Annotated in this window: 27 protein-coding genes; 22 read left to right on the forward strand and 5 right to left on the reverse strand. The window is 75.7% G+C overall.

Features of this window, described 5'->3' with window-relative positions; genetic code table 11:
- Positions 1–82: 82 nt before the first annotated feature.
- The 4 genes from ACSNN9_RS19470 to ACSNN9_RS19485 all read right to left on the reverse strand — a co-directional run bounded on the left by ACSNN9_RS19470 (position 83) and on the right by ACSNN9_RS19485 (position 4,235).
- Positions 83–1,354, reverse strand: coding sequence for a helix-hairpin-helix domain-containing protein (locus tag ACSNN9_RS19470; RefSeq protein ID WP_436674781.1), 1,272 nt, complete (start codon positions 1,352–1,354; stop codon positions 83–85).
- A 236-nt stretch (positions 1,355–1,590) separates the two neighbouring features.
- A complete protein-coding gene (locus ACSNN9_RS19475; protein ID WP_436674782.1) occupies positions 1,591–2,940 on the reverse strand; it encodes an FAD-dependent oxidoreductase in 1,350 nt (449 codons plus the stop codon).
- Between the two features lie 14 nt (positions 2,941–2,954).
- The gene (locus ACSNN9_RS19480; RefSeq protein ID WP_436674783.1) at positions 2,955–3,302 is read right to left on the reverse strand and encodes a TcmI family type II polyketide cyclase; all 348 of its coding nucleotides are present in this window, start codon (positions 3,300–3,302) and stop codon (positions 2,955–2,957) included.
- 123 nt (positions 3,303–3,425) lie between these two features.
- On the reverse strand, positions 3,426–4,235 hold the full coding sequence (locus ACSNN9_RS19485; protein ID WP_436674784.1) for an AfsR/SARP family transcriptional regulator: 810 nt from the start codon (positions 4,233–4,235) through the stop codon (positions 3,426–3,428).
- A gap of 414 nt (positions 4,236–4,649) precedes the next feature.
- Between ACSNN9_RS19485 and ACSNN9_RS19490 the strand changes: the two genes are divergently transcribed.
- The 11 genes from ACSNN9_RS19490 to ACSNN9_RS19540 all read left to right on the forward strand — a co-directional run bounded on the left by ACSNN9_RS19490 (position 4,650) and on the right by ACSNN9_RS19540 (position 14,994).
- Complete coding sequence (locus tag ACSNN9_RS19490; protein ID WP_436674785.1) at positions 4,650–4,988, forward strand: TcmI family type II polyketide cyclase; 339 nt, start codon at positions 4,650–4,652, stop codon at positions 4,986–4,988.
- Complete coding sequence (locus ACSNN9_RS19495) at positions 4,985–6,703, forward strand: acetyl-CoA carboxylase carboxyltransferase subunit alpha (protein WP_436674786.1); 1,719 nt, start codon at positions 4,985–4,987, stop codon at positions 6,701–6,703. The genes ACSNN9_RS19490 and ACSNN9_RS19495 overlap by 4 nt, the downstream gene beginning before the upstream one ends.
- Positions 6,700–7,272, forward strand: coding sequence for an acetyl-CoA carboxylase biotin carboxyl carrier protein (accB, locus tag ACSNN9_RS19500; RefSeq protein WP_436674787.1), 573 nt, complete (start codon positions 6,700–6,702; stop codon positions 7,270–7,272). The genes ACSNN9_RS19495 and accB overlap by 4 nt, the downstream gene beginning before the upstream one ends.
- Positions 7,273–7,285: 13 nt before the next feature.
- Positions 7,286–8,665 (forward strand): acetyl-CoA carboxylase biotin carboxylase subunit, encoded by a 1,380-nt coding sequence (locus ACSNN9_RS19505; protein ID WP_436674788.1) that lies wholly within the window; start codon positions 7,286–7,288, stop codon positions 8,663–8,665.
- Positions 8,662–9,387, forward strand: a complete 726-nt coding sequence (locus ACSNN9_RS19510; RefSeq protein WP_436674789.1) for an SRPBCC family protein — start codon at positions 8,662–8,664, stop codon at positions 9,385–9,387. Before ACSNN9_RS19505 ends, ACSNN9_RS19510 begins: the two co-directional genes overlap by 4 nt.
- A complete protein-coding gene (locus ACSNN9_RS19515; protein ID WP_358090512.1) occupies positions 9,380–9,784 on the forward strand; it encodes a cupin domain-containing protein in 405 nt (134 codons plus the stop codon). Before ACSNN9_RS19510 ends, ACSNN9_RS19515 begins: the two co-directional genes overlap by 8 nt.
- A 232-nt stretch (positions 9,785–10,016) precedes the next feature.
- Entirely contained in the window at positions 10,017–11,291 is a 1,275-nt protein-coding gene (locus tag ACSNN9_RS19520; RefSeq protein WP_436674790.1) for a beta-ketoacyl-[acyl-carrier-protein] synthase family protein, read from the forward strand.
- Entirely contained in the window at positions 11,288–12,535 is a 1,248-nt protein-coding gene (locus ACSNN9_RS19525) for a beta-ketoacyl synthase N-terminal-like domain-containing protein (protein WP_436674791.1), read from the forward strand. Before ACSNN9_RS19520 ends, ACSNN9_RS19525 begins: the two co-directional genes overlap by 4 nt.
- Positions 12,532–12,912 carry an antibiotic biosynthesis monooxygenase family protein gene (locus ACSNN9_RS19530; RefSeq protein ID WP_436674792.1) on the forward strand — a complete coding sequence of 127 codons (381 nt, stop codon included), beginning with the start codon at positions 12,532–12,534 and terminating at the stop codon, positions 12,910–12,912. Before ACSNN9_RS19525 ends, ACSNN9_RS19530 begins: the two co-directional genes overlap by 4 nt.
- Positions 12,913–13,030: 118 nt before the next feature.
- A complete protein-coding gene (locus ACSNN9_RS19535) occupies positions 13,031–13,333 on the forward strand; it encodes a hypothetical protein (RefSeq protein WP_436674793.1) in 303 nt (100 codons plus the stop codon).
- A 275-nt stretch (positions 13,334–13,608) separates the two neighbouring features.
- Positions 13,609–14,994 (forward strand): class I adenylate-forming enzyme family protein, encoded by a 1,386-nt coding sequence (locus tag ACSNN9_RS19540; RefSeq protein WP_436674794.1) that lies wholly within the window; start codon positions 13,609–13,611, stop codon positions 14,992–14,994.
- On the opposite strand, the gene ACSNN9_RS19545 is transcribed toward ACSNN9_RS19540, so the two are convergent.
- On the reverse strand, positions 14,925–15,665 hold the full coding sequence (locus tag ACSNN9_RS19545) for a 4'-phosphopantetheinyl transferase family protein (protein ID WP_436674795.1): 741 nt from the start codon (positions 15,663–15,665) through the stop codon (positions 14,925–14,927). The genes ACSNN9_RS19540 and ACSNN9_RS19545 overlap by 70 nt on opposite strands.
- Positions 15,666–15,680: 15 nt before the next feature.
- Here ACSNN9_RS19545 and ACSNN9_RS19550 point away from each other — a divergent pair, with 15 nt between their 5' ends.
- The 11 genes from ACSNN9_RS19550 (at position 15,681) to ACSNN9_RS19600 (ending at position 26,097) form a co-directional block, all read left to right on the forward strand.
- Positions 15,681–15,947 (forward strand): acyl carrier protein, encoded by a 267-nt coding sequence (locus ACSNN9_RS19550; RefSeq protein WP_436674796.1) that lies wholly within the window; start codon positions 15,681–15,683, stop codon positions 15,945–15,947.
- Complete coding sequence (locus ACSNN9_RS19555; RefSeq protein ID WP_357883768.1) at positions 15,947–16,192, forward strand: acyl carrier protein; 246 nt, start codon at positions 15,947–15,949, stop codon at positions 16,190–16,192. The genes ACSNN9_RS19550 and ACSNN9_RS19555 overlap by 1 nt, the downstream gene beginning before the upstream one ends.
- Positions 16,185–17,267: a beta-ketoacyl-[acyl-carrier-protein] synthase family protein gene (locus ACSNN9_RS19560; protein ID WP_436674797.1), complete on the forward strand. Its 1,083-nt coding sequence runs from the start codon at positions 16,185–16,187 to the stop codon at positions 17,265–17,267. Before ACSNN9_RS19555 ends, ACSNN9_RS19560 begins: the two co-directional genes overlap by 8 nt.
- Positions 17,264–17,809 carry a beta-ketoacyl synthase chain length factor gene (locus ACSNN9_RS19565; protein ID WP_436674798.1) on the forward strand — a complete coding sequence of 182 codons (546 nt, stop codon included), beginning with the start codon at positions 17,264–17,266 and terminating at the stop codon, positions 17,807–17,809. The genes ACSNN9_RS19560 and ACSNN9_RS19565 overlap by 4 nt, the downstream gene beginning before the upstream one ends.
- Positions 17,806–19,422 carry a class I adenylate-forming enzyme family protein gene (locus ACSNN9_RS19570; protein WP_436674799.1) on the forward strand — a complete coding sequence of 539 codons (1,617 nt, stop codon included), beginning with the start codon at positions 17,806–17,808 and terminating at the stop codon, positions 19,420–19,422. Before ACSNN9_RS19565 ends, ACSNN9_RS19570 begins: the two co-directional genes overlap by 4 nt.
- On the forward strand, positions 19,419–20,657 hold the full coding sequence (locus ACSNN9_RS19575) for a beta-ketoacyl-[acyl-carrier-protein] synthase family protein (RefSeq protein ID WP_436674800.1): 1,239 nt from the start codon (positions 19,419–19,421) through the stop codon (positions 20,655–20,657). Before ACSNN9_RS19570 ends, ACSNN9_RS19575 begins: the two co-directional genes overlap by 4 nt.
- A 67-nt stretch (positions 20,658–20,724) precedes the next feature.
- Positions 20,725–21,828, forward strand: coding sequence for a 4-hydroxyphenylpyruvate dioxygenase (hppD, locus tag ACSNN9_RS19580; protein WP_436674801.1), 1,104 nt, complete (start codon positions 20,725–20,727; stop codon positions 21,826–21,828).
- Entirely contained in the window at positions 21,825–22,754 is a 930-nt protein-coding gene (locus tag ACSNN9_RS19585) for a phytanoyl-CoA dioxygenase family protein (protein ID WP_436674802.1), read from the forward strand. Before hppD ends, ACSNN9_RS19585 begins: the two co-directional genes overlap by 4 nt.
- 46 nt (positions 22,755–22,800) lie before the next feature.
- Complete coding sequence (locus tag ACSNN9_RS19590; RefSeq protein ID WP_436674805.1) at positions 22,801–23,766, forward strand: thiamine pyrophosphate-dependent dehydrogenase E1 component subunit alpha; 966 nt, start codon at positions 22,801–22,803, stop codon at positions 23,764–23,766.
- Positions 23,767–24,738: an alpha-ketoacid dehydrogenase subunit beta gene (locus tag ACSNN9_RS19595; RefSeq protein WP_436674803.1), complete on the forward strand. Its 972-nt coding sequence runs from the start codon at positions 23,767–23,769 to the stop codon at positions 24,736–24,738.
- Positions 24,739–26,097 carry a hypothetical protein gene (locus ACSNN9_RS19600; protein ID WP_436674804.1) on the forward strand — a complete coding sequence of 453 codons (1,359 nt, stop codon included), beginning with the start codon at positions 24,739–24,741 and terminating at the stop codon, positions 26,095–26,097. It begins immediately after the preceding gene.
- Positions 26,098–26,216: the final 119 nt, after the last annotated feature.

Here is a 26,216-nt window from a genome sequence, read left to right on the forward strand (position 1 = left end):
GTGACGGCGGCACCCGGTACCCCACCGAATCGACCCGCCGTCCGGCGCCGACAGGGAACACGGCGGCCGGGGGCGACGCCGGTCAGGCGTCCCTGCCGCCCACCGGGGTCGGCAGGGCGGCGGCCGCCTCCAGCGGAGCGCCGGCGAGCACCTTCGCCTGCTGCGGCCAGGTCGCCAGGCTCGGCGCGGCCCGCAGCCCGGCCGCCCGGATCGTCTCCCGCAGGGCGGCCTCGTCCAGCTCCGCCAGCTGCCGGTACGTCCGGATGCCGGCCGCCTGCAACGCCGCGGCCATCTTCGGACCCACGCCCTGGATCCGGCGGAAGTCGTCGGCGGCGTCGGAGTCGGTCGCGGCCGGGGTGGCCACCTCGCCGCGCGGCGCCGGCACGGCCACCGGCGCGGCCGGCACGTCCGGCGTCGACTCCGGCTCGACGGGTGCGTCGGCGGCCGCGACCGGCTCGACGGGTGCGTCGGCGGCCGCGACCGGCTCGGCCGGGGTGGGACGGGCCGGCTCCGGCTCGGCCGGCTCGGGCTCGACGGGTGCGGCGGCGACGGGAACGGGCGTCACCTCCTGCTCGGCCGGCGCGTCGACCGGCTCGGGCTCGACGGGTGCGGCGGCGACGGGAACGGGCGCGACCTCCGGCTCGCTCGGCGTGACGGCGGTGCGGGCGGGTGCGGTGTCGGACCCGGCCGGGGCGGCGGTGCGGGACTCCGGCTCGGCCGGGGCGGCGGCGGTGGAAGCGGGTACGGCCTCGGGCTCGGCGGGGGTCGGGGTCGCGCTCGTGGGCGCCGCGGCGACGGCGGCCGGGACGGGCTCCGCCGCGGCGACGGGAACGTCCTCCGCCTCTGCGGCCGGGGTGGGCTCCTCCGCCGGTCGGCGGTCGACGGGGCCGGTCACCTCGGCCGCCACCGGCAGCACGACCTCGTGCTCCGGCCGGGCGTCGGCGGCGGTGCCGACCGGCACGGGGTCGGTGTCGGGCGCCGGCACCGGGTCGCCGGTCAGCGCCATGTCGGCCGGGTCGACGTCGTCGGACCGGGACGCGTCGGCCGCGACGACCGTGGCCCGCGGGGCGTCCGCGTCGGTCGGGGCGACGGCCCCGGGCGCGACGGGGACGCGGTCGGCGACGGCGTCCGGCGCGGGGTCCACGGTCACCTCGGGGCGCGCTTCGTCCAGGGTGGCGACGGGCGGCGGGTCGACCACCACGGCGGTCATGCCGGCGACCGGGTCACCGTCCACCATGGGCGAGCCGTGCGTGGCGGCCGCCGCGTCCTGCCGGCCGCGCCACAACCAACCGCCCGCCGCACCCACCACCAGGGCCACGATCAGTATCAGCCAGTGCCCGAAAGACCACGCCACGGCAAACCTCCCTATCGTTCACGTCCGGAAACCCGCGAGAAAAACTCGCCGCAGCTTCGCACACGCCCGATGGCGCCGACAGGCAGGACCGGGTGCCCGCCGTGGCGGCGGGACGGGAGCGCACCGGCGGTGTCCGGCGGGCGACGGAGGGTCGCCATCCGGACGGCCGCGGGCCGGCGGGCGGGTACGCGGGGACCCCGGCGCTCACGGCGGCGCCGGGGGTCCCCGTCGGACGGTCAGTCCTCCTCGCCCCGGTAGCTGTAGAAGTCGTCGACGAACCGGCGCGCGAGCCGGGGTACCCGGCTGGTGACGCCGAAGTAGCCTCGCGCGCCGAGCAGCGCGAGCCGGCCGACGACCGGCTTGTACATCCGGTCGTCTCCGCTGGTGCCGCTGCGGTTGAGCGAGTCGGCGACCCGGGCGAACCCGTACGGCACCATGGCGGCCTCGTAGTCGGCCACCGCCTGGAGCAGCGTCTTGTCGCCGGTCGCGGCCAGTCGCAGCTGCCGGCAGAGCAGGGCGGCGTCGCGCAGGGCGGTGTTGGCGCCCACCCCGCGTCCCGGCGTCATCGTGTGGATGGCGTCGCCGAGCAGGGTGACGGTGCTGCTCTTCCACGGCGGCACCGGCTCGCTGGTGGTCACCTTGATGGGCAGGGCGCTGTCCGGGTCGCCGCGGGCGAGCAGTTCGCGCAGGTGCGGGTGCCAGTTCCGGGTGAGTCGCAGGGCGAGCAGGACCAGGTCCTCGCCGCGCTGCTGCATGACGTCGGGCGGGAACCGGCGGGCCGTGCTCCAGACGACCAGGTTGATGTTGTCGCGGGTGTTGTCGTGGCGCAGCCCCGGCCAGCCGCGCAGCAGTTCGGCGTCGGCGGGGTCGACGCCGGGTTTGAGCGCGCCGTCGCGGTCCCACTTGAACTCCATCACGTGCAGCACGCCCATCATCCCGCCGGTGCCGAAGATCAGCGAGATGCCCTGCTCGATCCGCTCCGGCAGCAGCCCCCGCGTGTGCGGGGTCAGGGGGATCCGGGTGGCGATGTTGATGGTGCCGGCGTCGCGGGTGACCGCGTGCGGCAGGTACTGCCGGCGCACCGCCGAGTGCGTGCCGTCCGCGGCGACGAGCAGGTCGCCGGTGGCGGTGCTGCCGTCGGCGAAGTGCGCGGTCACGGTGCCGTCGTCGCGTTGGTCGTACCGGGTGAAGGTCTTGTCGAAGTGGACCACGTCCTCCATGCCCGTGAGCAGGACCTGGCGCAGGGTCATCCGGGCCACGGACCGTTCGGTGTTCACCGGGTCGGTGTCCGGCCGCAGCGTGAACGAGGCCGTGCGCCGCATCCCCTGCGTGATGACGTTGAAGTAGCGGGGGGATCGGGCGCAGGTGGCGAGGTAGACGTCGAACAGGGCGGGCGGCAGGCACTCGCGCAACGCGCGGCTTCCGGTCGGTCCGATGCCGACCCGGTAGCCGAGCAGTCCCTCGCCGCGGGTGCGGTACCGCTCGTAGACGGCGACGCTGATCCCGGCCCGGCGCAGGCCGTGCGCCAGGCACAGCCCGCCGGTGCCGGCCCCGATGATCAGGACGTGGGGTGGTCTGGACGACATGGCGACCGCCCCGTTCAGCCGGCCGGGTGCGACGACGTCGCGTCGGCGGCGTCCCACCGGTAGAAGCAGCCCGCGATCGCGTCGCGCGGCGAGCGCCAGGTCGGCAGGTACGGCGTGGTGTGCGCGGAGAGCCGCTCGTTGACCTGGCGGTAGAGCGGGTGGTTGCGGGCCTCGGCCAACGCGTCCGGGGCCACGTCGGTGGTCTCCATCAGGTGTACGTACAGGTCGTGCAGGCAGTACAGGGACCGGTGGCGGACCCCGGTGAGGGCGGGTAGCTCGGTCGCGTCGGACTCGGCGAAGATCTGCGCCACCCGACCCTCCGCGCCCGGGATGATCCTGCTGACGATCAGTAGACGGCTCATGGGACCCCTCTCGCCGGTGGTGCGCCGCGACCATGTCGGAGACCACGGACTGGTGTGCGGCCCACCGTGCCCCGGCGACTGTCACCTGTCCGTCACGCGCGCCGCCGCGCTGGTGACGCCGCCTCAGCGGGCGTGCGGCGCGACCCGGCTGGACGGTCCCCGGCGCGGCCCCGCCCCGGTGGCGCGGGTGGCCTCCCGGATCGGCGCGAGGGTGTCGTCGAGCAGGGCGGTCATCGCCGCCGAGGGCTCCAGCCGCAGTTCCCGCAGCAGCAGGTCGCGGTAGACGTAGAAGGCGTGCACGGCCTCGAAGGCGTTGCCCTCGGCGAGGTGGATGCGGACCACGAGCCGGTGCGGCGTCTCGCGCAGCGGCTCGGCGGCCATCGCCTCCAGCGCGGCTTCCAGGGCCGCGCCGTGGCGGCCCGCCGCCAGGTGCTGGCCGGCCAGTTCCTCCAGCATGTGCAGGCGCAGCTGGCGCAGCCGCTCGCGGTCGGCCAGCACCCAGTCGTCGTACCAGCCGGGGAGCAGGTCGTGCCGGCCGGCGGCGAGCGCGGCGACGGCGCAGGGGTCGTCGCCGTCGCGCACCCGCGCCGCCGTGCCGACGAGCGCGTCGACGTCGACCCGGACGACCGGGGCGAGGGAGATCGTGTCGCCGGAGGTGGTGATCGGGCAGCAGGGGTCCTGGCGCAGCCGCCACAGCGCGGTCCGCAGGGACGACAGCGCGCGGTCCTCCGGCGCGTCGGGCCAGAGCAGGCCGGCCAGGTGGCTGCGGGTGGCGCCGGGGCGCAGCCCGATCAGCGCGATGACCCGTTGCAGGCCGCGCGGCACCACGACCGGCGCGTCGCCGTGCAGCAGCCGAAACCCGCCGAGCAGGTGCAGTGAGATCTCGACGTCGGGACGGCACGCCGTGGTCGGCGTCGACGGATCAGCGGCCACGGCGGCACCCCCTGCGGAACGCTCGTCCCGACTCGTCTGCTGTCCCCGGCGCGGCTGCCCATGACCCCACTGTCGGATCGCTCCGCCGCGGCACGGCGTCGCGCGCCACGGCCGCCGGGCTGACCGTGACGAAGATTATCAATTGTGGTCACTCTCGGTCAATATGCTGGACAGGATGGCGCTTGCCTGTCGTGTCCACGAGAGCCGTTCCTAACTGCGGATAGTCCACTTCGGTGATCGGTGCCGCACAGCAAATACACAGCTGGCGTCAACGCAGCGTCACGAGAGCTGCGTCGCGGCCCGACGGTCGCCGGTGACGCCGCCGTGACGCCCGTGGCCGCATCGTGTCGCCAGTCGTCCGGCTCGGCCGGCGCCGTCGTCACGACGCCGGATGCCGTGGAGGGAGGCCCGTCCATGGACCGTTCGCTGATCGTCGCGAAGGTGGTGCCGAGCGCCGAGGCGCGCGTCGCCGAGATCTTCGCCGAGTCCGACGCGACCGAGCTGCCGCGCCTGGTCGGCGTCCGGCACCGGTCGCTCTACCGGCTGGGTGACCTGTACGTGCACCTGCTCGAGACGGAGACGCCGGGCGGGGGAGCGGTCGAGGCGGCCCGGGGGCACCCCGAGTTCGCCCGGGTGAGCGCCCGGCTGCGGCCGTACGTGTCGCCGTACCTGCCGACGTGGCGCGAGCCGCGCGACGCGATGGCCCGCTGCTTCTACCGCTTCGACGCCGCGCCCGCCGGGCGGTCGTCGTGACCGCCACCACGTCCCGCGAGGGGCAGCTCTGGTCCCGGTGCGGCGGCTGCGCCAGCCTGCTGTACCGCAAGCGGCTGCGGCGCAACCTCGACGTCTGTCCCGAGTGCGGCGCGCACGCCCGCGTCGACGCGCCCGAGCGGCTGCTCCAGCTCGTCGACCCGGGGTCGTTCACCGCCCTGCCGGAACGGCCGGCCGAGGTCGATCCGATCGGCTTCGTCGACCTGCTGCCGTACCCGCACCGGCTCACCGCGGCGCGGGCCGGCACCGGGCTGGCCGAGGCGGTCGTCTGCGGCACCGCCACCGTCGGGCGGCATCCGTGCGTGCTCGCCGTGATGGACTTCCGCTTCCTCGGCGGCAGCCTGGGCTGCGTGGTCGGGGAGCTGATCACCCTGGCGGCCGAGCGGGCCCTGGCCGACGGGGTCCCGCTGGTCCTGGTCACCGCCTCCGGCGGGGCGCGGATGCAGGAGGGCGCCCTGTCGCTGATGCAGATGGCGACGGTCAGCCAGGCGATCGCCGCGCTGCGGGAGGCCGGCCTGCTCACCGTCAGCGTGCTCACCGACCCGACGTACGGGGGCGTGGCCGCCTCGTTCGCCACCAACACCGACGTGGTGCTCGCCGAGAGCGGCGCGCGGATGGGCTTCGCCGGTCCCCGGGTGATCCGGCAGGTGACCGGCCGGGACCTGCCGGAGGGCTTCCAGACCGCCGACTTCCTGCTCCGGCACGGCCAGGTCGACATGGTGGTGCCCCGGCACGCCCTGCGGGGCCGGCTGGTGGCGCTGCTCGCCGCCGCCCGGGCCGGGCGGCGGCCCGCGTCCCGTCCCGGCGTACCCCGGCAGGAACCGTCGTCGCTGGTGGCGCGGCCGGCCGGCGGGGCCGCGACGACGTCGGCGGCCCCGGGCGGCGACGCCTGGGAGACGGTACGGCTGGCCCGGCACCCGGGCCGTCCGACCACGCTGGACTACCTGGAGACGGCGTTCGACGGCTTCGTCGAGCTGCACGGCGACCGGCTCGGCGCGGACTGCCCGGCCGTGGTGGGCGGGCTGGCCCGGCTCGACGGCCGGCCCGTCATGGTGATCGGGCACCAGAAGGGACACACCACCGCCGAGCTGGTCGGGCGCAACTTCGGCATGGCCAGCCCGGCGGGGCACCGCAAGGCGCTGCGGCTGGTGCGCCTCGCCGCCCGTCTCGGCCTGCCCGTGGTCACCCTGGTCGACACGCCCGGGGCGGATCCCGGCGTGCGGGCCGAGGAGCAGGGCCAGGCGGCGGCCATCGCGGAGAACATCCTCGCCCTGACCGTGCTGCCCACCCCCGTCGTGGCCGTGATCACCGGCGAGGGCGGCAGCGGTGGCGCGCTGGCCCTCGCGGTGGCCGACCGGGTGCTCATGCTCCAGCACGCCGTCTACTCGGTGATCAGCCCGGAGGGCTGCGCGGCCATCCTCTGGCCGGACCGGCCAGCGGCCCCGCAGGCGGCCCGCGCGCTGCGGTTGACCGGCCCCGACCTGTGCCGGCTCGGGATCGTCGACGACCTCGTCCCCGAGCCGGCCCCGGCCGCCCACCACGACCCGCAGGCCGCCGCCCGGGCGCTGCGGGAGGCGGTGCTGGCGCACCTGCTGCCGCTGCTCGACGTGCCGCCCGCCACGCTGGTGCGCCGCCGGCGGCAGCGCTTCCGGCGCTTCGGCGCCGCCCGCCTCGGTGCCCGGGCGGGTGCCCGGTGAGCGCCGGCGGGACCCCCGTCGACGCCCCGCCGTCGGCGCCCGACGCGACCCGGCCGCCCGACGCGACCCGGGCATCCGACGCGATTCGGCAGCCCGACGCGGAGACGGTGTCCGGCGCGGAGGCGGGGCACGGGGTGGACGTCGTGCTGGCCGGGCTGCGGCGGCAGGCGCGCCACCTCGTCGCCGAGCTCGCCGGCCCGTTGCGGCGGGTACGGCTGCGCAGCGGGGACACGGTGTTGGAGGTGGAGTGGCACGGCGCCGCGCCCGCCGGCGCCGCGCCCGCCGCGGCGAGCCCGGCGCCCCCGCCGGCCGTCGCGTCGCCGCCGAACCGGTACGCCGTGCGGTCGCCCATCGTCGGCACGTTCTACCGCGCGCCGGAGCCGGGCGCCGCGCCCTTCGTCGCCGTCGGCGACCTGGTCCGCCCCGGGCAGGTCATCGGCATCGTCGAGGCGATGAAGCTGATGAACGAGGTGACCGCCGACCGGGGCGGCCGGGTCGCCGAGGTCCTCGCCGCCGACGGCCAGCCGGTCGAGTACGACCAGCCGCTGCTCGCGCTGGATCCGGTCTGAGGGGCGGGCCGCGATGTTCGAGAAGGTGTTGATCGCCAACCGGGGGGAGATCGCCCTGCGGGTGCTGCGCGCCTGCCGCGAGCTGGGCGTGCGTACGGCGGTCGTCTACTCCACGGCGGACGCCGACTCCGCCGCCGTGCGCCTGGCCGACCAGGCCGTGCGGATCGGGCCGCCGGCCAGCCGGCGCAGCTACCTCAACGCCGCCGCGATCGTGGAGGCGGCCCGGCAGGTGGGCGCGCAGGCGGTGCACCCCGGCTACGGGTTCCTCTCCGAGGACGCCGACTTCGCGGAGATCTGCGCCGACAACGGCCTGGTCTTCATCGGCCCGCCGCCGGAGGTGATGTCCGTGCTGGCCGACAAGTCCTCCGCGCGGGCGCTGATGCGCCGGGCCGGGCTGCCTCTGCCGCCGGGCAGCGTCGCGCCGGTGCCCACCGCCGCCGCGGCGGCGGAGGTGGCCGCCGAGGTGGGCTATCCGGTGATCGTCAAGGCGGCGGCCGGCGGTGGGGGCCGGGGCATGACGGTGGTCGCCACCCGAGCGGAGCTGCCCCGGGCGTACGCGCGGACCCGGGCCGCCGCCCAGGCGGCCTTCGGCGACGACCGGGTGTACGTGGAGCGGTACCTGACCGGCGCCCGGCACGTGGAGGTGCAGCTGCTGTGTGACTCCCACGGCAACGGCGTGCACCTGGGCACCCGGGACTGTTCGGTGCAGCGCCGGCACCAGAAGCTGGTGGAGGAGGCGCCGGCCCCGGCGCTGTCGGCCGGAACCCTGGAGGCCATCGCGGAGTGCGCCCTGCGCGGCGCCCTGCACGCCGGCTTCACCGGCGCCGGCACCGTGGAGTTCCTCGTCGACCCCGACGAGCGGTTCCATTTCCTGGAGATCAACTGTCGGATCCAGGTCGAGCATCCCGTCACCGAGATGATCACCGGGATCGACCTGGTGCACGAGCAGCTGCACATCGCCGCCGGGGTGCCGCTGCGCTGGCGGCAGGAGGACATCCGGTCCCACGGCGTCGCCATCGAGTGCCGGGTCAACGTGGAGGACCCGGACCGCGGCTTCGCGCCGACGCCCGGCCGGCTGGACCGCTTCGTCCCACCCGGCGGCCCGTTCACCCGGGTCGACACGCACGGCCACGCCGGCTACCTGTTCGGCCCGCACTACGACTCCCTGCTGGCCAAGGTGGCGGTCTGGGCGCCGGACCGGGAGCTCGCGCTCAACCGGCTGGAACGCGCCCTCGACGAGTTCGACATCGCCGGTCCCGGGGTCCGCACCACCATCCCGTTCGTCCGGCGGGTGCTCGACGACGCCGGGTTCCGCAAGGGCCGCTACTCCACCGGCCTGGTCGACCAGTTGCTCGCCGGGCCGTCCGACGCACACCACAGGAGGCTCCGATGACCGTCACCCATGGCCGTCCCCTGACCGCCGAGATCACCGACATCCTGGTGGCCAACTGCGGGCTGGACGCCGACGCCGCCGCCCGCGCCCCGGCCGCGTCGCTGGAGGAACTCGGCATGGACTCGCTGGCGCTGCTCGAACTCTCCGCCGTGGTCGCCGACCGGTGGCAGGTGCAGATCCCCGAGCAGGCGGGGCAGCTCAGCATCGCGGGGGTGGCCGAGCTGGTCGCCCGCGGTGCCGGGACGCCCGGGCACACCGAGAACAGCGTCCTCATCGCCGCGCCGCTGCCGCTGGTCTGGGACGTCACCAACGACGTCGCCAACTGGCCGCAGCTGTTCACCGAGTACGCCCGGGCGGACATCCTGCACCGCGACGGCGACACCGTGCGGTTCCGGCTCACCATGCACCCCGACGAGAACGGCACGGTGTGGAGCTGGGTCAGCGAACGCACCGCCGATCCGGCCGCCCGGCAGGTCAGTGCCCGGCGGGTGGAGACCGGGCCGTTCGAGTACATGCGCATCCACTGGCGCTACGCCGAGGAACCCGGCGGCACCCGGATGACGTGGGTGCAGGACTTCGCGATGAAGCCGACCGCGCCGGTGGACGACGCGGGCATGACCGACCGGATCAACGCCAACAGCGCGGTGCAGCTCGCCGTCATCAAGGAGAAGATCGAGCGGCTGGCCGGTGCCGACCGGGCGACGGGAGCCGGCGATGAGTGAGCGCGCCCTGCGGCTGGTCGCCGCCGCCGACGTCGTGCCGGACAGCCGCCGCGGCGGCGAGCTGCGGGTGTTGCTCGGCCCGAAGACCGTCGGCAGCACCTCGGGTTTCATGGGGGTGGCGATGCTGCGCCCGGGGGAGCGGATCGCCGAGCACTACCACCCCTACAGCGAGGAGTTCCTCTACGTCGCCCGGGGCACGATCACCGTGGACCTGGACGACGAGCCGGTGCCGCTGACCGCCGGCGAGGCGCTGTTCGTGCCGCGCAACGTGCGGCACCGGCTGCGCAACACCGGCGACGAGCCGGCCGAGGTGGTCTTCCACCTCGGGCCGCTGGCGCCCCGGCCCGAACTCGGTCACGTCGACACCGAGCTGGTCGAACAGCGAGGCGGGTCGTGAGCGCGAGGAGTGAGCCGGGGTTGCGAGCCCCGCAGTCGCGAATTGAGGTGGCTCCGTGAGCGCGAGGAGTGAGCCGGGGTTGCGAGCCCCGCAGTCGCGAATCGAGGTGGCTCCGTGAGCGCGAGGAGTGAGCCGGGGTTGCGAGCCCCGCAGTCGCGAACCGAGGTGACGTCGTGAGCGCGAGGAGTGAGCCGGGGTTGCGAGCCCCGCAGTCGCGAATTGAGGTGACGTCGTGAGCGCGCGCCGCACGGTGGTGACCGGCGTCGGGGTGGTCGCCCCCGGCGGCGCCAGCCGGGACCGGTTCTGGAAGACGATCACCGAGGGGCGGACGGCGACGCGGCGGATCACCTTCTTCGACCCGTCGGCGTTCCGCTCCCAGATCGCCGCCGAGTGCGACTTCGACCCGGTCGCCGCCGGCCTCACCGGGGTCGAGCTGCGGCGCGCCGACCGGTACGTGCAGTTCGCCCTCGCCTGCGCCGCCGAGGCCGTCGCCGACGCCGGCCTGGAGCTCACCGACGCCGAGCGGGACCGCACCGGCGTGGTGCTCGGCACCGCCGTCGGCGGCACCACCGCCCTGGAGCAGGAGTACGTCACGGTCAGCGACACCGGCCGCCGGTGGCTGGTCGACGCCGAACGCGGCGGCCCGTACCTCTACCAGGCGCTCGTGCCCAGCAGCCTCGCCGCGGACGTGGCGTGCCGGCACGGGCTGCACGGCCCCGCGCAGGTGGTCTCCACCGGCTGCACCTCCGGCATCGACGCGATCGGGTACGCCCACCAGCTCATCACCGACGGCGAGGCCGACATCGTGCTGGCCGGGGCCGCCGACTCGCCGATCTCCCCGGTCACCGTCGCCTCCTTCGACGCGATCAAGGCGACCAGCCCGGACAACGACGACCCGGCGCACGCCTCGCGCCCGTTCGACGCCGACCGGCACGGCTTCGTCCTCGCCGAGGGGGCGGCGGTGCTGGTGCTGGAGGAGGCCGGGCACGCCCGGCGCCGGGGGGCGCACGTCTACTGCGAGGTGGCCGGCTACGCCAGCCGCAGCAACGGCTACCACATGACGGGGCTGCGACCCGACGGGCTGGAGATGGGGCTGGCCATCTCGGCCGCGCTGAAGCAGGGCCGCATCGCCCCCGAGCAGGTCTCCTACATCAGCGCCCACGGCTCGGGCACCCGGCAGAACGACCGGCACGAGACCGCCGCGTTCAAGCGGGCGCTGGGTCAGGCCGCGTACGGGGTGCCGATCAGCTCGATCAAGTCGATGGTCGGGCACTCGCTCGGCGCGATCGGCTCGATCGAGATGGCCGCGTGCGCCCTGGCCGTCGAGTTCGGCGTGGTGCCGCCGACGGCCAACTGGAGCACCCGCGACCCGGAGTGCGACCTGGACTACGTCCCGAACGAGGCGCGGGAGCTGCCCGTCGACGTGGCGCTCTCGGTGGGCAGCGGGTTCGGCGGCTTCCAGTCGGCGATGGTGTTCCGCCGGCTGCCCGGGCGGGTGCGCGCGTGACCGCGCGGGCCGTGGTGACCGGCATCGGCGTCGTCGCGCCCAGCGGGATCGGCGTGGACGCGCACTGGCGTACCGTGCTGGCCGGCACCCGCCGCACCGGACCGATCACCCTGTTCGACCCCGCCGGCTACCCCACCCGGTACGGCGGGGAGGTGCCCGGCTTCGACGCGGCCGCGTACGCCGACAACCGGCGGCTGGTGCAGACCGACCGGTGGACGCACCTCGGCTTCGCCGCCACCCGGCTGGCGCTGGCCGACGCCGGCCTGCCCGAGCGGGCGCCCGACCCGTACGGGTACGCGGTGGCCCTGGCCAGCTCCTCCGGTGGGAACCTGTTCGGGCAGCGGGAGCTGCAACGGCTCTGGGGCGGGCCGTCGCGCACGGTGGGGGCGTACCAGTCGATCGCCTGGTTCTACGCGGCCAGCGTCGGCCAGCTCTCCATCCACCACCAGTTCAAGGGGCCGTGCGGGGTGCTGGTCGCCGAGGCGGCCGGCGGGCTGGACAGCCTGGCGCACGCCGCGCGGGCGGTGCGCCGGGGCACGCCGGTGGTGATCGCCGGCGCGACCGAGTGCCCGCTGAGCCCGTACGCCCTGGCCTGCCAGCTGCGTTCCGGCCTGCTCAGCGACTCCGCCGACCCGGAGCGGGCCTACCGGCCGTTCGACGCCGCGGCCAGCGGCTACCTGCCCGCCGAGGGCGGCGCGGTGTTCGTGGTGGAGGAGCTGGGACACGCGCTGTCCCGGGGTGCCCGCGTGTACGGCGAGGTGACCGGCTGGGGCGCCACCCACGACGCCGTCCACACCGCGGCGGACACGGCCGGCGACCCCGTGCAGTACGCCCGCGCGATGCGGCTGGCCCTGGACCGGGCCGGCGTCGGGCCGGAGACGGTCGACGTGGTGCTGCCCGACGCGCTCGGCGTGCCCCGCTACGACCGCAGCGAGGCCGCCGCGCTGCGCGCCGTCTTCGGCGACCGGCCGCCCCCGGTGAGCACCCAGAAGCCGCTGACCGGCCGCGCCCACCAGGGCGGCTCGGCGTTGGACGTGGCGACCGCGCTGCTCGCGTTCGGGCACGACACGCTGCCGGCCTCCGCCGGGCCGGACGAGGTGGCCGAGGGCTGCGAGCTGGGCTTCCTGCGGGAGCACCGGCGACCGCGCAGCCGACTGGCGCTGGTCTGCGCCCGCGGTTTCGACGGTTTCAACAGCGCGCTGGTCCTGCGCGGGGCCGCGCCGCAGAGGGGAGCGACGCCGTGAGCGAGGAGGGCACCGGTACGACGCCCGGCGGGTCCCGGGTCGGGGCGCGGCGCGCGGGCGGACAGCGGGCGCGGGTGGTCTTCCTGGTGCGGGTGCCGCACGAGCGCACGGAGGCGTTCCTGGCCGCGTACGAGGCGGTCCGGCACCTGGTGGCCGGCGGCGTGCCCGGGCACCTCGTCGACCAGGTCTGCCGTTCGTCGGCCGACCCGGAGCAGTGGCTGATCACCAGCGAGTGGGCGAGCCTGGCCGACTTCGAGGCGTGGGAACGCAGCCCGGAGCACCGGGACCTGGTCCGGCCGATGCGGGAGTGCTTCACCGACGCCCGGTCGCTGCGCTTCCTCATCCACGCCCAGACCCCCGCCGCGGCGCCGGCCTGATCCCCGCCCGCCAAGGGCGTCGCGGGGCGGGCACGGTGCCGCGGCGGGCTGTCGGGTCGCGTCGCGGACAGGGGCCGACGGGGCTGCCGGGCGCCGGAAGCGGTGGCAGGCTGCGGGGATGAGCGAACGTGACCTGCCCGCGTTGACCCGGGCCGAACAGGAACTCGTCGAGCGGTACCTGCGCGTCGTCGACCTGGTCGCCCGGCTGAACCCGGCCCGTGACAGCGGGCACTTCGATCCGCTCGGTTGCGTGTTCGCCGCCCAGGCCCTGGCAGCCGAGGCGCGGGCGATCGCGGCCGTGGCGGAGCTGATGCGCGAGCGCGGCGAGACCGAGCTGCACGCCGGCACCCTGGCCCGGGCGATGCGCGCGATGGACGGGGAGCGGCGTACCGCCCGCGTCGTGCTTCCACCGGCACCCTGACCCCTCCACGACCGCCTCGAAGAGCACCATCGGCCGTCCGGTGGACGTCTCGCGCCGTACGCACGATGGGTCATCCGGCGGTCACCCTGAGCCGCCGTACGCGCCCGATCCTGCCCGCCGAACCGGCCGTGGGCAATCCGGCCGGCCGCTCTTTCTGATCTAGCCATTCGCATCTAGCTATGCACTCGGACGGCGTCGTAAGGTTCCCCGCAGCACCCCGACAGGCATACCTTATGGGCGGATCCGCCCTCTTTGAGGCTGGGCGGTGAACGGTAGTGACGACGGGAAATCCTGCGGCGACGGACCCGCTCTGGGTTGACGAAATTCTGCTCGACGGCCATCCGGCCGGCATTTGTCTCCGACTGCCCGAACCGGTTGACCGGGCCACCCTGCGCCGGCTGGTGATCGAGGCGCAGGCCCGCCTCGGCGCCGCCGGACTGCGCCCCGGGGGCGCCGCCGCGCTGCGGATGCCGCCCTCGCTGGCGTACGTGGTGAACCTGCTGGCCACCTGGCGCAGCGGGGCGCAGGCGATCCTGCTCGACCACCGGCTCACCGACCACGAGGTCGACCGGGCGCTGGCGCGGCTCACCCCGCAGGTGGTCGTGGCCCCGGTCCGCACCGGCGGCGGCGGGCTACGGGTCTTCGTCGACGTCACCGAGGGCGTCACCGCGTACGCCGACCGTCCGGCGGTCAGCGGGCACGCGGTGATCCAGCTCAGCTCCGGCTCCACCGGACCGTCCAAGGTGATCGGTCGTACCGCCGACGACCTGGTCGCCGAGGTGCGCCGCTACACCCGCATCGACGGCGTGGCGCTGCCCGGCGAACGGATCATCCTGCTGCCCTCGATGGTGCACGTGCTCGGCCTGGTCGGTGGCCTGCTCTACGGCCTGCACGCCGGCGTCGAGCTGGTGCCGCCGGAGCGGCTGGCCGGCGACGCGGTGCTGGCCGCCATCGCCGCCGGCGACTCGCCGGCCACCGTGCTCGGCGTGCCGTTCCACATCGGACTGCTCGCCTCCACCCGCCCCGCCGGCCCCCTGCCGCAGTTCAAGCGGATGACCACCGGCGGCGAGCTGGTGCCGGCCGCCGTCGCCCGCGCCTTCACCGACCGCTACGGCGTGCCGCTGGGCAACATGTACGGGATGACCGAGGTCGGCGTCATCGGCACCGACCTGCACGGCCGGCACCGCCCGTCGATCGCCCCGGCGCCCGGCATCGGGGTCCGCGAGGTCGACGGCGAGCTGTGGGTGAGCTGCCCCGCGTCGCCGTACGTCGGGCTGAGCGACCCCGCCCGCTGGGCCGACGGCTGGCTGCGCACCCGCGACGCCGGCGCCGTGGACCCGGATACCGGCCTGGTCACCGTCCGCGGGCGGCTCGACTCGCAGGTCTCCGTCGGTGGCCTGAAGGTCGACCTGACCGAGGTGGAGGCGACGGTTGCCGCGCTGCCCGGCGTCGCCGCCGCCGTGGTCGTCTTCGACGGCGGGATCACCGCGTACGTGCAGCCGGACGGGCCGCTGTCGGAGGAGGTGCTCGACAAGCTGCTCGCCGAGCGGCTGGCCGGCTACAAGCGTCCCCGCACCCTGCGGCTGGTGGATCAGCTGCCCCGCACCACCACCGGCAAGCTGGTCCGCTCGGTCGACGCGCTGCGGACGGCGGCGACGTGACCGCTGCGCCGCGCCGCTGCGCCGTCCGCCTCCGTCTGGCACCCCTCCGCCTCGCACCGCACCACCTCGACCGGCACCGCGTCGACCGCGTCGACGGCGACCGCCAGGATCAGGCCCCCGCCCACGGGCGGATGCCCGACGCGCAGCCGCGCGAGGCCGGGCACCGGCCGCAGCGACCCGCCGGGACCGACGGGCACCGGCATCGGCCGCCGCAGGCCGCCGTCGCGCAGCCCGACCCCGAGCGCCTTGCCGACGGCCTCCTTCGCCGTCCACAACCGCAGGAAGTCCGCCGCCTGCCCGTCGGCGGGGCGACCGGCCAGCCAGTCCGCCTCGGCGGGGGCGTACCACCGGCGGGCCAGCGCCGACGCGGGCAGCGGCCGGCACCGCTCCACGTCGACCCCCACCGGGCCACCCGCCCGGGCGGCGACCACCACCACCGGCCCGGTCCGGCTGACACTGACCGGGAGCCGCACCCGGGCGCCCGCGCCGGGCACCGAGACCAGCGGACGCCCGTCGCGCCCGCGCTCCACCACGATCTCCGCCTCCGCGCGGCCGAGCAGCGTGGCAGCCGCCCGCCGCAACAGCCGCCCGGCCGGGGCCGGCCGACCGCCGACGCCCCGACCGATCCACACGTACGCGGTGTCCCTACCGGGCACCGGTGACTGGCTCACGGAAAGAGGTTAACCATGCGACCCGAGATCCGCGCCTTCGTCGTCGAGCAGCTCGAGGACATGAACTACGACGTCGAGGGCCTCGACGACGACACCACGCTCGGCCCGTCCGGGGTGGACCTGGAGTCGTTGGCCCTCGCCGACCTCGCCGTGCGCGTGGAGGACCGCTACGGCCTGAAGTTCGCCGACGACGAGTCCGAGAAGCTGGCCCTGATGACGGTCGGCGAGTTCACCACGATGATCGCCGACCGGGTCGCCGGGGCGACGAGCGACAACTCCTGATGGCCGGTCAGCCCGACCTGCAACGGGCCGAGCTGGTGACCATGCTCGCCGAACTGGCCGGGAAACCGCCCGCCGACGTCGGCGACCGGATCGGCTCCATGGAACTGGCCTGGCTGGTGCACCTCGTCGAGCAGCGCCACGACCGGCGGCTCGACCTCACCGACGACCAGCTCGCCGGGATCCGGACCGTCGACGACGCCCTGGCGGTCTTCCGGGCCGCCCTGACCGTCGCCGCCGATGGCTGAGCGGGTGGCCGTCCAGCTCACCGGCGTCCACGCGACCAGCGCGCTCGGCAGGGGACCCGACGCGCAGCTCGCCGGCGTGCTGGCCGGCGCGCCCGCGTTCCGGCCGGTGGACCGCTTCGACACGACGCCCCGCCGGGTCGACGCCGCCGCCACCCTGCCCGACGCCGGCGACCTGGCCGACGAGCTCGCCGAGGCGGTCGACGCCGCCTGCCGGGCCGCCGGGCTCGACGCCGGACGCCGGGCCGGCACCGCCCTGCTGCTGGCCGTGCACGGTGGCGCGGCCGTGCCGGCGCTCACCACCGCGCTGGCCGCCCGGACGGGGCTCACCGGCCCGGCACGGGCGTACACCACCGCCTGCGTCTCGGCCAGCAGCGCGGTCGCCGACGCCGCGGCCCTGATCCGCCGGGGCGACGTCGCCCGGGCGGTGGTGGCCGCCGGCTACCTGGTCGAGCCCGACCAGTACGCGCTCTTCGACGCCGGTCGCGCCCTCGCCACCGACGGCGCGGTGCGCCCGTTCAGCGCCGGCCGCACCGGCCTGCTGCTCGGCGACGGCGTCGCGGCGGTGGTGCTGGAGTCGCGGGACGTCGCCCGGGGGACGGTCGCCGACCTGCTCGGCTGGGGCCGGGCCGGGGACGCCTTCCACCCCTGCCAGCCGGAGCCGGGCGGGCGCGGCCTGGCCCGCGCGGTCACCGCGGCGCTGCGCCGCGCCGGGCTCCCGGCGGAGGCGATCGGGTACGTCAACGCCAACGCCACCGGCACCGGCCACAGCGACGCCGCCGAGGCGGCGGCGCTGCGCACCGCGCTCGGGGCGGCGGCGGCTCGCGTTCCCGTCAGCTCCACCAAGGCGCTGCACGGGCACGCCCTGGAGGCCTCCGGCCTGCTGGAACTGGTGGTGACCGTGCTCGCCCTGCGGCACGGGAAACTGCCCGTCAACGCCGGCTGGCTCGGCCCCGACCCGGCCTGCCCGCTGGACGTCGTGCGCGACGCGCCCCGACCCGCCGCCACCGGGTACGCGCTGAGCCTCAACGCCGCCTTCGGCGGGGCCAACACGGCGCTGCTGGTCGGTGCGGCATGAGCGGGACCGCCGGCCGCCTCACCGTGCTGGCCGAGGCGGCCTGGCCCGAGCCGGGCGACGCGGCGCCGCCGCCGGTGCCCGGGTACGTGCACTCCAGCTTCCCGCCCCTGGTCGCGGCGGTCGCGGAGCGCTGCCTGACCCGGGCGTACGGCCAGCGGCCGGCCCCCGGCGGCGAGCGGTGCGCGGTGGTGCTCGTCAGCGCGGCCGGGGACCGGGCCAGCGCGGCGCACGTGCGGGCCACGGTCGCCGGCGGCGGCCGGCCCGGGCCGCTGTTCTTCTTCCAGTCGGTGCCCAACAGCGTGGCCGGGCACGTGGCCGCCCGCTGGGGGCTGGGCGGGCCGGTGGTCTGCCTCGCGCCGGCCGGCGACCCGCGCGCCGAGGGCACGGCAGAGGCCGAGCTGCTGCTGCACGACGGCGACGCCGACCGGGCGTTGCTGGTCCTGATCGAACAGGCACCCGACGACGGCGACGCGGGCCGTTCGGCCGGAGCAGCCGGAACCACCGCCGTCGCGGTGCTGCTGGGGGGAGGAGACGCACCATGAGCAACAGGGGACTGCGGGGGGTGCTGGCCGCCGACGAGCGGATCGGCGCCGGCAACGTGCTGGCCCGGGTGCTGGCGCACGGCGCCGACCCGGACGGGCCGGGGCTCACCTTCGACACCGCCGTGGACGGCCACCCGGCCGACCGGCCGCTCAGCCTGGGCCGGCTCGACGAGCGGGTCGCCGCCCGCGCCGCCTGGCTGCACGAGCGGGGAATCGGGCCCCGCGACCCGGTCGCCGTCTGGGCCACCGCCGCCGCCGACATGGTGCTCAGCTTCCTCGCGTTGACCCGGCTCGGCGCGATCCCGGCGCTGATGAACGGCAGGCTGCGCCCGGAGATCGCCGCCGAGTACGTCCGCCGGCTGCGCGGCGTCGGCGTGCTCGCCGACGACGCGCACCGCGACCTGCTCGCCGGCCACGACCTCGGCGTCCCGGTGCTCGGCACGCCCGCCGAGGCCGGTACCGGCGACCCGGCCGCCGCGCCGGAGCACTACCGGCACCACGCCGACGACCCGGTCGTCATCACCCACACCTCCGGCACCACGGGCGTGCCCAAGGCGGTGCTGCACTCGCACGCGAGCCTCTTCGCCGCCACCCGGCACCTGCTCGCCATGCCGCAGGCGCAGGGGACCCGCCGCATCCTCAACGCGCTGCCCGCCCCGCACACCGCCACCGTCCTCATGGTCAACCAGGCCCTCGGCAACTCCGCCGAGATGCTCCTGCTCTCCGACCAGGGCGGGGAGCGGGTGCTGGAGGCGATCCAGCGCTGGCGTCCCGACGGGGTGTTCGGCTTCTCCGTGACCTGGGCGGAGCTGGCCCGCTTCGACCTGGCCGCGTACGACCTGGACTCGGTGTCGCTGTGGTTCAACACCGGCGACTGCTCCCACGAGCCGCACGTGCGCCGGCTGGTCGCGGTCGGCTCCCGCGACGTGGTGACCCGCGACGGGATCACCCGGGTGCCCGGCTCGGTCTTCATCGACGGGCTCGGCTCCAGCGAGATGGGCCACTCGATGTTCCACATCACCCACCGCGTCGACACCGACCGGTACGGCCGCTGCGTCGGGCGGCCCTACCGGTTCGCGAGGGCCGCCGTGCTCGACGCCCGGGGCGAGCCGGTGCCGACCGGCGAGGTGGGCTGGCTCGGCATCGACTCGCCGTCGCTGTTCCGCGGCTACTGGAACGACTCGGCCACCACGTACCGGTCCCGGCAGCGCGGCTGGTACCTGACCGGAGACCTGGTGTACGCCGACGACGAGGGCCGCTACTACCACCTGGACCGTGCGGTCGACGCGGTCGACGCGGGCGACGGGCGGCGGTTCTACACCGCGCTGTCCGAGGAGCGGGTCCTCGCCGCCTGCCCGGACGTCACCGACTGCACCGTGGTGATCACCTCAGGAGCCGGCGGGGTGGTCACCGACGTGCTGCTGGAACTCGCCGCCGGCGCCGACCCCGCCGAGGACCGCACCGACCGGGTCCGGACCGCGCTCGGCCCCGACGTCGGCGCGACCCTGCGTCGGGTCGTGCCGGTCCGCTCCGCCGACATCCCGGTCACCGTCACCGGCAAGGTGCGCAAGGTGGCCCTGCGGGAGCGGTACCTCACCGAGTCGCCGTCATGACGGCCGTCATCACCGGGATGGGGCTGTTCACCCCCGTCGGGCGGGGCGCCGACGCCACCTTCGACGCGCTCTGCGCCGGCCGGTCCGGGCTGACCCGGCCGCCGGCCGGGCACCCGGCGGCCGGGTCGCTGGAGGTGGCCGGCGTGCTGCCGGACATCGACCCGCGCACCGTGGCCTCCGGGCCGGAGACCAGGGTGTTGGACCGGGTCGTGGTGCTCGCCCTGCTCGCCGCCGCCGACGCGCTCACCGACGCGGGCATCGAGGTGGGCCGGGACGTGGATCCGGGCCGGATCGGGGTGATCGTCGGCGGCGTCGGCGGGATGTCCACCCTCGAGGCGCAGGTGCTGGCCCGCGCCGAGCGGGGCCGGGCGGCGGTCAGCCCCTACCTGCTCACCGGCATCCTGCCGAACATGCCGTCGGCCCGGATCGCCATCCGGTACGGCATCCGCGGCTACACCTCCTCCGTCGGCACCGCCTGCGCCTCCGGCGCCCAGTCGATCGCCGACGCGCTGCGGCTGATCCGCGCCGGCGAGGCCGACGTGGTGCTCTGCGGGGCCAGCGAGGCGCCGCTGTTCCCGACCTTCTCCGACACCTTCGGCAACGCCCGGGCGCTCGCCCTGGGCTGGGCCGACCCGACGGCGGCGAGCCGGCCGTTCGACGCCCGCCGCAACGGGTTCGTCCTCGCCGAGGGCGCGGCCCTGCTGGTGCTGGAACGCGCCGAGCACGCCGCCGCCCGGGGCGTCGCCGGCTACGCCGAGGTCGCCGGGTACGGGGTGAACACCGACGCGTACCACCCGACCGCCCCGCGACCCGACGGCGCCGGCGCGGCGGAGTGCATGCGACGCGCGCTGGCCAGCGGCGGCGTTCCCGCCGCCCGGGTCGGCTACGTCAACGCGCACGGCACCGGCACGAAGCTCGGCGACATCGCCGAGACCACCGCGCTGGCCGAGGTGTTCGGCGCCGGCGGCGTGCCGGTCAGCTCCACCAAGGCGCTCACCGGCCACCTGCTCGGCGCCTCCGGGGCGCTGGAGGCGGCGGCCACCGCGCTGGCGCTCGGTCGGGGCCTGCTGCCGCCGACGCACAACCTCGACGACCCGGACCCGGCCTGCCCGGCCGACCACATCCGCGCCGAGCCCCGGAAGACGGACACCGGATACGCGCTGACCAACTCCTTCGGCTTCGGCGGGCAGAACGTGAGCCTGCTGCTCGCGCGGGCCGCCCGGCCGAGGGACTGACCACGCACCATCCCGGGCGGACCGCGCCCGGACGGCAACCACGGGGAACCGTGAAAGGGCTGAGGACATGGACATCCGTGGGATAGACCACATCGAACTCTTCGTGGGCGACGCCCGGCAGGCGGCCTTCTACTTCGACCGGGCGGTCGGCTTCCAGTTGCGCGGCCAGGGCGGCCCCGAGACCGGGCTGGCCGACCAGCGGTCGCTGCTGCTGTGCCAGGGCGACGTCCGGATGGTGCTCACCACCGGGCTCACCGCCGAGCACCCGGCGGCGCGGTACGTGCAGCGGCACGGCGACGGCGTGGCCGTGGTCGCGCTGGAGGTCGACGACGCCGCCGGCGCGTACGCCGAGCTGGTGCGCCGGGGCGCGGCGGGGGTGACGCCGCCGACCACCCACACCGGCGCGGACGCCGAGGTGGTGACCGCCGAGGTGGGCGGCTTCGGCGACGTGCTGCACCGCCTCGTGTCCCGGCGGGGGGACCCGGGTGAGTTCCTGCCCGGGGCGGTCGACATGACGCCCCCCGACGGCGGCGGCGATAAGCTGCTCGCCGAGATCGACCACCTGGCGGTCTGCGTGCCACCGGGGCAGCTCGACGAGACCGTCCGGTACTACCGGGACGTGTTCGGGTTCGCGGAGATCTTCGCCGAACACGTGGAGGTCGCCGGGCAGGCGATGAACTCCACCGTGGTGCAGAGCCCGTCGGGGCGGGTCACCCTGGTGCTGCTGGAGCCGGACCGCTCCCGCCGGCCGGGGCAGCTCGACGCCTTCCTCGACCAGCACGTGGGCGCGGGGGTGCAGCACCTGGGGCTGCGCACGGACGACATCGTCACCGCGGTCACGGTCCTCGCCGAGCGGGGCGTGCGTTTCGCCGGCACCCCGGCCAGCTACTACGACGCCCTGGAGGGGCGGGTCGGCCCGGTGGACGCGCCGCTGGACCGGCTGCGCGACCTCGGCGTGCTCGTCGACCGCGACCACGGCGGGCAGCTGCTGCAGATCTTCACCGAGTCCATGCACGTGCGCCGCACGCTCTTCCTGGAGCTGATCGAGCGGCGCGGGGCGCGGACCTTCGGCAGCGGCAACATCAAGGCGCTCTACGAGGCCAAGGAACGGGAACTGGCCGCGGCGGGAGCCACCGCCGCGGCCGCGACACCGCAGGAGGTGCGGGCGTGACCGCGACCGAGTTCGAGCCGGCACTGACCGTCCAGGAGGAGGCGCTGCTGCCCTCCGACGAGGACGTGGCGTTCTACGCCGAGCACGGCTGGTACCTGTCGAAGAAGCTGCTGACCGACGACGAGGTGGACGCCCTCGCGGCGGCCGCCGAGCGCTACTACGACGGCGAGCGGGACCGCCGCCTGCCGGTGCGCCCGGCGCGGCTCGCCTACTGGGACCCGTCGAAGGGGCCGGTGCAGCGGCACAACGACTACGTCCACCACGAGCACGACGGGCTCGGGTCGATCCTGCGCAAGCCGCTGATCGGCGCGGTCGCCGCGCGGCTCGCGCGGGCCACCGAGATCCGCGTCTTCCAGTCCACGTTGATCTACAAGCCGCCGGTCTCCGGGGAGCCGTCGAACATCGTGCCCTGGCACTTCGACAAGCACTACTGGGCGTCCTCGTCGTCGGAGGACATGCTCACCGCGTTCATCCCGTTCCACGACTGCGGCGAGGAGATGGGCACGATCACCATGGTCGACGGCTCGCACCGCTGGGAGGAGATCGGCGCCGACGACACGGTGGTGCGCCACTTCGCCGACCGCGACCGCGACCAGCTGGAGGAGATGCTCGCCGAGAACGCGGCCCACAACGGCGTGCGGATCCGCAAGGTGCCGATGGTGATCCCCAAGGGACACATGAGCTTCCACCACTGCCGCACCTACCACGGCAGCGGCGCCAACGTCAGCGGGCGCCCGCGCCGGGCGGTCTCGCTGCACCTTCAGGACGGCGACAACGCCTGGCGGGAGTACCGCCTCTCCGACGGCACGCTCGCCGCGTACAACCACGACGTGCTGGTCCGCCGCACCCTCGACGGGCGGCCGGACTACGCGGACCCCGAGTACTGCCCGGTCATCTGGCGCCACCGCGCCCCGCAGGGACGCTGACGTGTCGCGCCACGACCGGGGGAGGACGCACCCGGGGAGCGACGGGCTGGAGAAGGCGGTCCGGCTCTACCGGACGGTCCGACTGATCCGCCGCTTCGAGGAGCGGGCCATCGAGCTGGTCCGCTCCGGGCACGTCGTCGGGGGCATCCACCCGTACCTCGGGCAGGAGGGGATCGCCGCCGGGGTCTGCGCCGCGCTGCGCGCCGACGACGTGCTCGCCGGCACCCACCGGGGGCACGGGCACGTGCTCGCCAAGGGCGCGGACCCGGCCCGGATGATGGCCGAGCTGTGCGGCCGGGTCACCGGCCTCAACGCCGGCCGGGGCGGGTCGATGCACGCCGCCGACTTCGGCGTCGGCGTGCTCGGCGCCAACGCCATCGTCGGGGCGTCCGGGGCGATCATCACCGGGGCGGTGTGGGCGCGCCGCCGGCGCGGCGACGACGTCGTCGGGGTGAGCTTCTTCGGCGACGGCGCGGTCAACGAGGGGATGCTGCTGGAGGCGTTCAACCTGGCCGCGCTGTGGCGGGTGCCGGTGCTGTTCGTCTGCGAGAACAACGGCTACGCCACCACCATGCCCGTCGCGGGCGCGGTCGCCGGCAGCATCCCCGGCCGGGCCGCCGCCTTCGGCATCCCGGCCGCCGTCGTGGACGGCCAGGACCCCGAGGCGGTACGCGACGCCGCGAGCGCCGCCGTCGACCGGATGCGCGCCGGCGGCGGCCCCGAGCTGATCGAGGCGCGGACCTACCGGTTCGACGCCCACCACACCTTCGAGCACGCGGTACGCCTCGACTACCGCCCGCCCGACGAGGTGGCCCGGGGCCGCTCCCGCGACCCGGTGGACATCCAGGGCGGGCGGCTCCGCGCCGCCGACCGGGCGGAGGTCGACGCCGAGGTGGAGGCCACCCTGGAAGCGGCCGTCGAGTTCGCCCTCGCCGGTGCCGAGCCGGATCCGGCCGACGCCCTGGCGCACCTGTACGCCAGCGGCCTGACCGCCCGCACCGGAGGTGGGTAGATGCCCAGACTGTCCTACCGCAAGGCGCTCACCCGGGCGCTCGCCGACGAACTGGCCCGCGACGAGTCGGTGTTCCTGCTCGGCGAGGACATCCGGGTGGCCGCCTCGAACGTCACCGCCGGGCTGGTCAAGCGGTTCGGCCCGGAGCGGGTGCTCGACACCCCGCTGTCGGAGCAGGCGTTCACCAGCTTCGCCACCGGGGCGGCCCTGGCCGGGATGCGGCCGGTGGTCGAGTTCCAGATCCCGTCGCTGCTGTTCCTGGTCTTCGAGCAGATCGTCAACCACGCGCACAAGTTCCCGCTGATGACCGGCGGGCAGTGCGCGGTGCCGGTCACGTACCTGGTGCCGGGCTCCGGTTCCCGGACGGGCTGGGCGGGGCAGCACTCCGACCACCCGTACAGCCTCTTCGCCCACGTCGGGGTGACCACGGTGGTGCCGGCCACCCCGGCCGACGCGTACGGGCTGCTGGTGTCGGCGGTCCGGTGCGACGACCCGGTGGTGGTCTTCGCCCCGGCCGGGGCGCTGGACGTCCGCGACGACGTCGACCTCGCCGCGCTCGCGCCGGTGCCGCTGGGCCGGGCCCGGGTGCACCGCTCCGGCGACGACGTCACCGTGGTCGCGGTCGGGCACCTGGTGCACGACGCGCTCGCGGTCGCCGAGGAACTGGCCGACCAGGTGTCGGTGGAGGTGTTCGACCCGCGCACGCTTTACCCGTTCGACTGGGACGCGCTCGCCGAGTCGGTGGCGCGCACCGGGCGGCTGGTGGTGGTGGACGACTCCAACCGCTCCTGCGGCATCGCCGGGGAGATCATCGCGACCATGGCCGAGCGGGTGCGGCTGGTCTCGCCGCCCCGCCGGGTCACCCGCCCCGACGGCGCGGTGCTGCCGTTCGCCCCGGCGCTGGACCGGGCCGTGCAGCCCGGCCGCGAGCAACTCCTGGCCGCCATCGGACACGTCATGAAGGACGGTTGAATGAACGACGCCGACTACCGCTGGCCCGCCGCGGCGCGCGCGTGGCTCGACCTGCCCGCGCCGGTGCGCGCCGAGATGGTGGCCGCCGGGGCCGAGTCCTGGCGGGAGGTCTTCGACGGCCGCGCCACGTACAACGAGCAGTGGCGGCTGGCCCGGCCGCCGGTGATGGACGAGACCTCGCTGGGCGTGCTCAACGCCGTCTCCGACCGGCTCGCGCAGCTCATCTTCGAGGCGTGCCGGCGGCGGGCCGGCACGGCGGGGGAGCTGCGCCGGCTGCTGAACGTCGCCGACGGCGACACCCGGCTGCTCGACGACGACGAGCCGCTGACCGGGGCGCTGCTGGACGCGTTCCGGCCGGACGTGCTGCTCTGTGACGGGGTGCCCCGCTTCGTCGAGTACAACATCGACAGCAGCCTCGGCGGGGCGTTCGACGCGGACACCACGGTGCGTCGCTTCGTCGAGCTCTACCGGCGGCGCGGCCTCACCGACCGGGTCCGCCTGGCGGCGGCGCCCTCGGCGGTGGACCGGCGGTTCGCCGCGATCCGCGCCGGGCTCGGCCTGCCCGAGGGCGCCCGGGTCGCGATGCTTGTCGACTTCGACTCCGAGTACCCGGGACTCGACGACCCGCAGCGGTTCATCCGGCTGCTGTCGCCGGTGGTCGAACGGGCCGCCGTGTGCGGCCTGGACCTGGTCATCGCGCCGGTCTCCCAGGTCACGCTGGACGACCGGAAGCGGCTGGTGGCCGGCGGCGCCCCGGTCGACGGGGTGTTCCGGCTCTTCGTGCCCAACCGGGTCACCCCGAGCGCCGGGGTGGACGCCCTGGAGGCGGGGCTGGCGGCGGGCACGGTGCCGATGTGGGTGTCGGCGGCGGCCTGGCTGGTCGCCAACAAGCGCGCCTTCGCCTGGCTCTGGGAGGACGCCGACACGCTGCCGGCCGCCGACCGGGACCTGGTGCACCGGTACGTCCCGCGTACCTGGTCGCTGACGGCGGAACTGCTCGACCGGGCGGTGGCCGACCGGGTGAGCCTGGTGGCGAAGCCGGCCGACGGCTCCGCCGGGGTCGACGTGCTGATCGGCCGGGAGACCGAGGCCCAGACGTGGCGGGACGGCCTGACCCGGGCCGTCGGGCGGGGTGGCTTCATCCTGCAGGAGTACGTGCAGGCCGACGACGTCCCGCTGGACTTCGTGCGGATCGGGACCGGAGAGACGGTCGCCGCCGAGGTGCCGTACAGCATCGCCCCGTACCTGTTCGGCCGCCGGCCTGCCGGCGCCTGCATCCGCACGGGCTTCCCGGGCTGCGACGGCGTGCTCAACCTGGCCCGCGGCGTCCTCCTCTCGGGCCTCCTGGTAACCCCCTGACCCACCCCGCCCTCTGACGCGTCGCCCTCTGACGCGTCGATCATGCAGTGGTGGTGGGGTGCACATCGGACAAGAAGGGGTGAGCCCGGCACCGCAACTGCATGATCCACGTCGAGGGA

This window comes from Micromonospora sp. URMC 107 (assembly GCF_051386315.1).
GTDB lineage: Bacteria > Actinomycetota > Actinomycetes > Mycobacteriales > Micromonosporaceae > Micromonospora.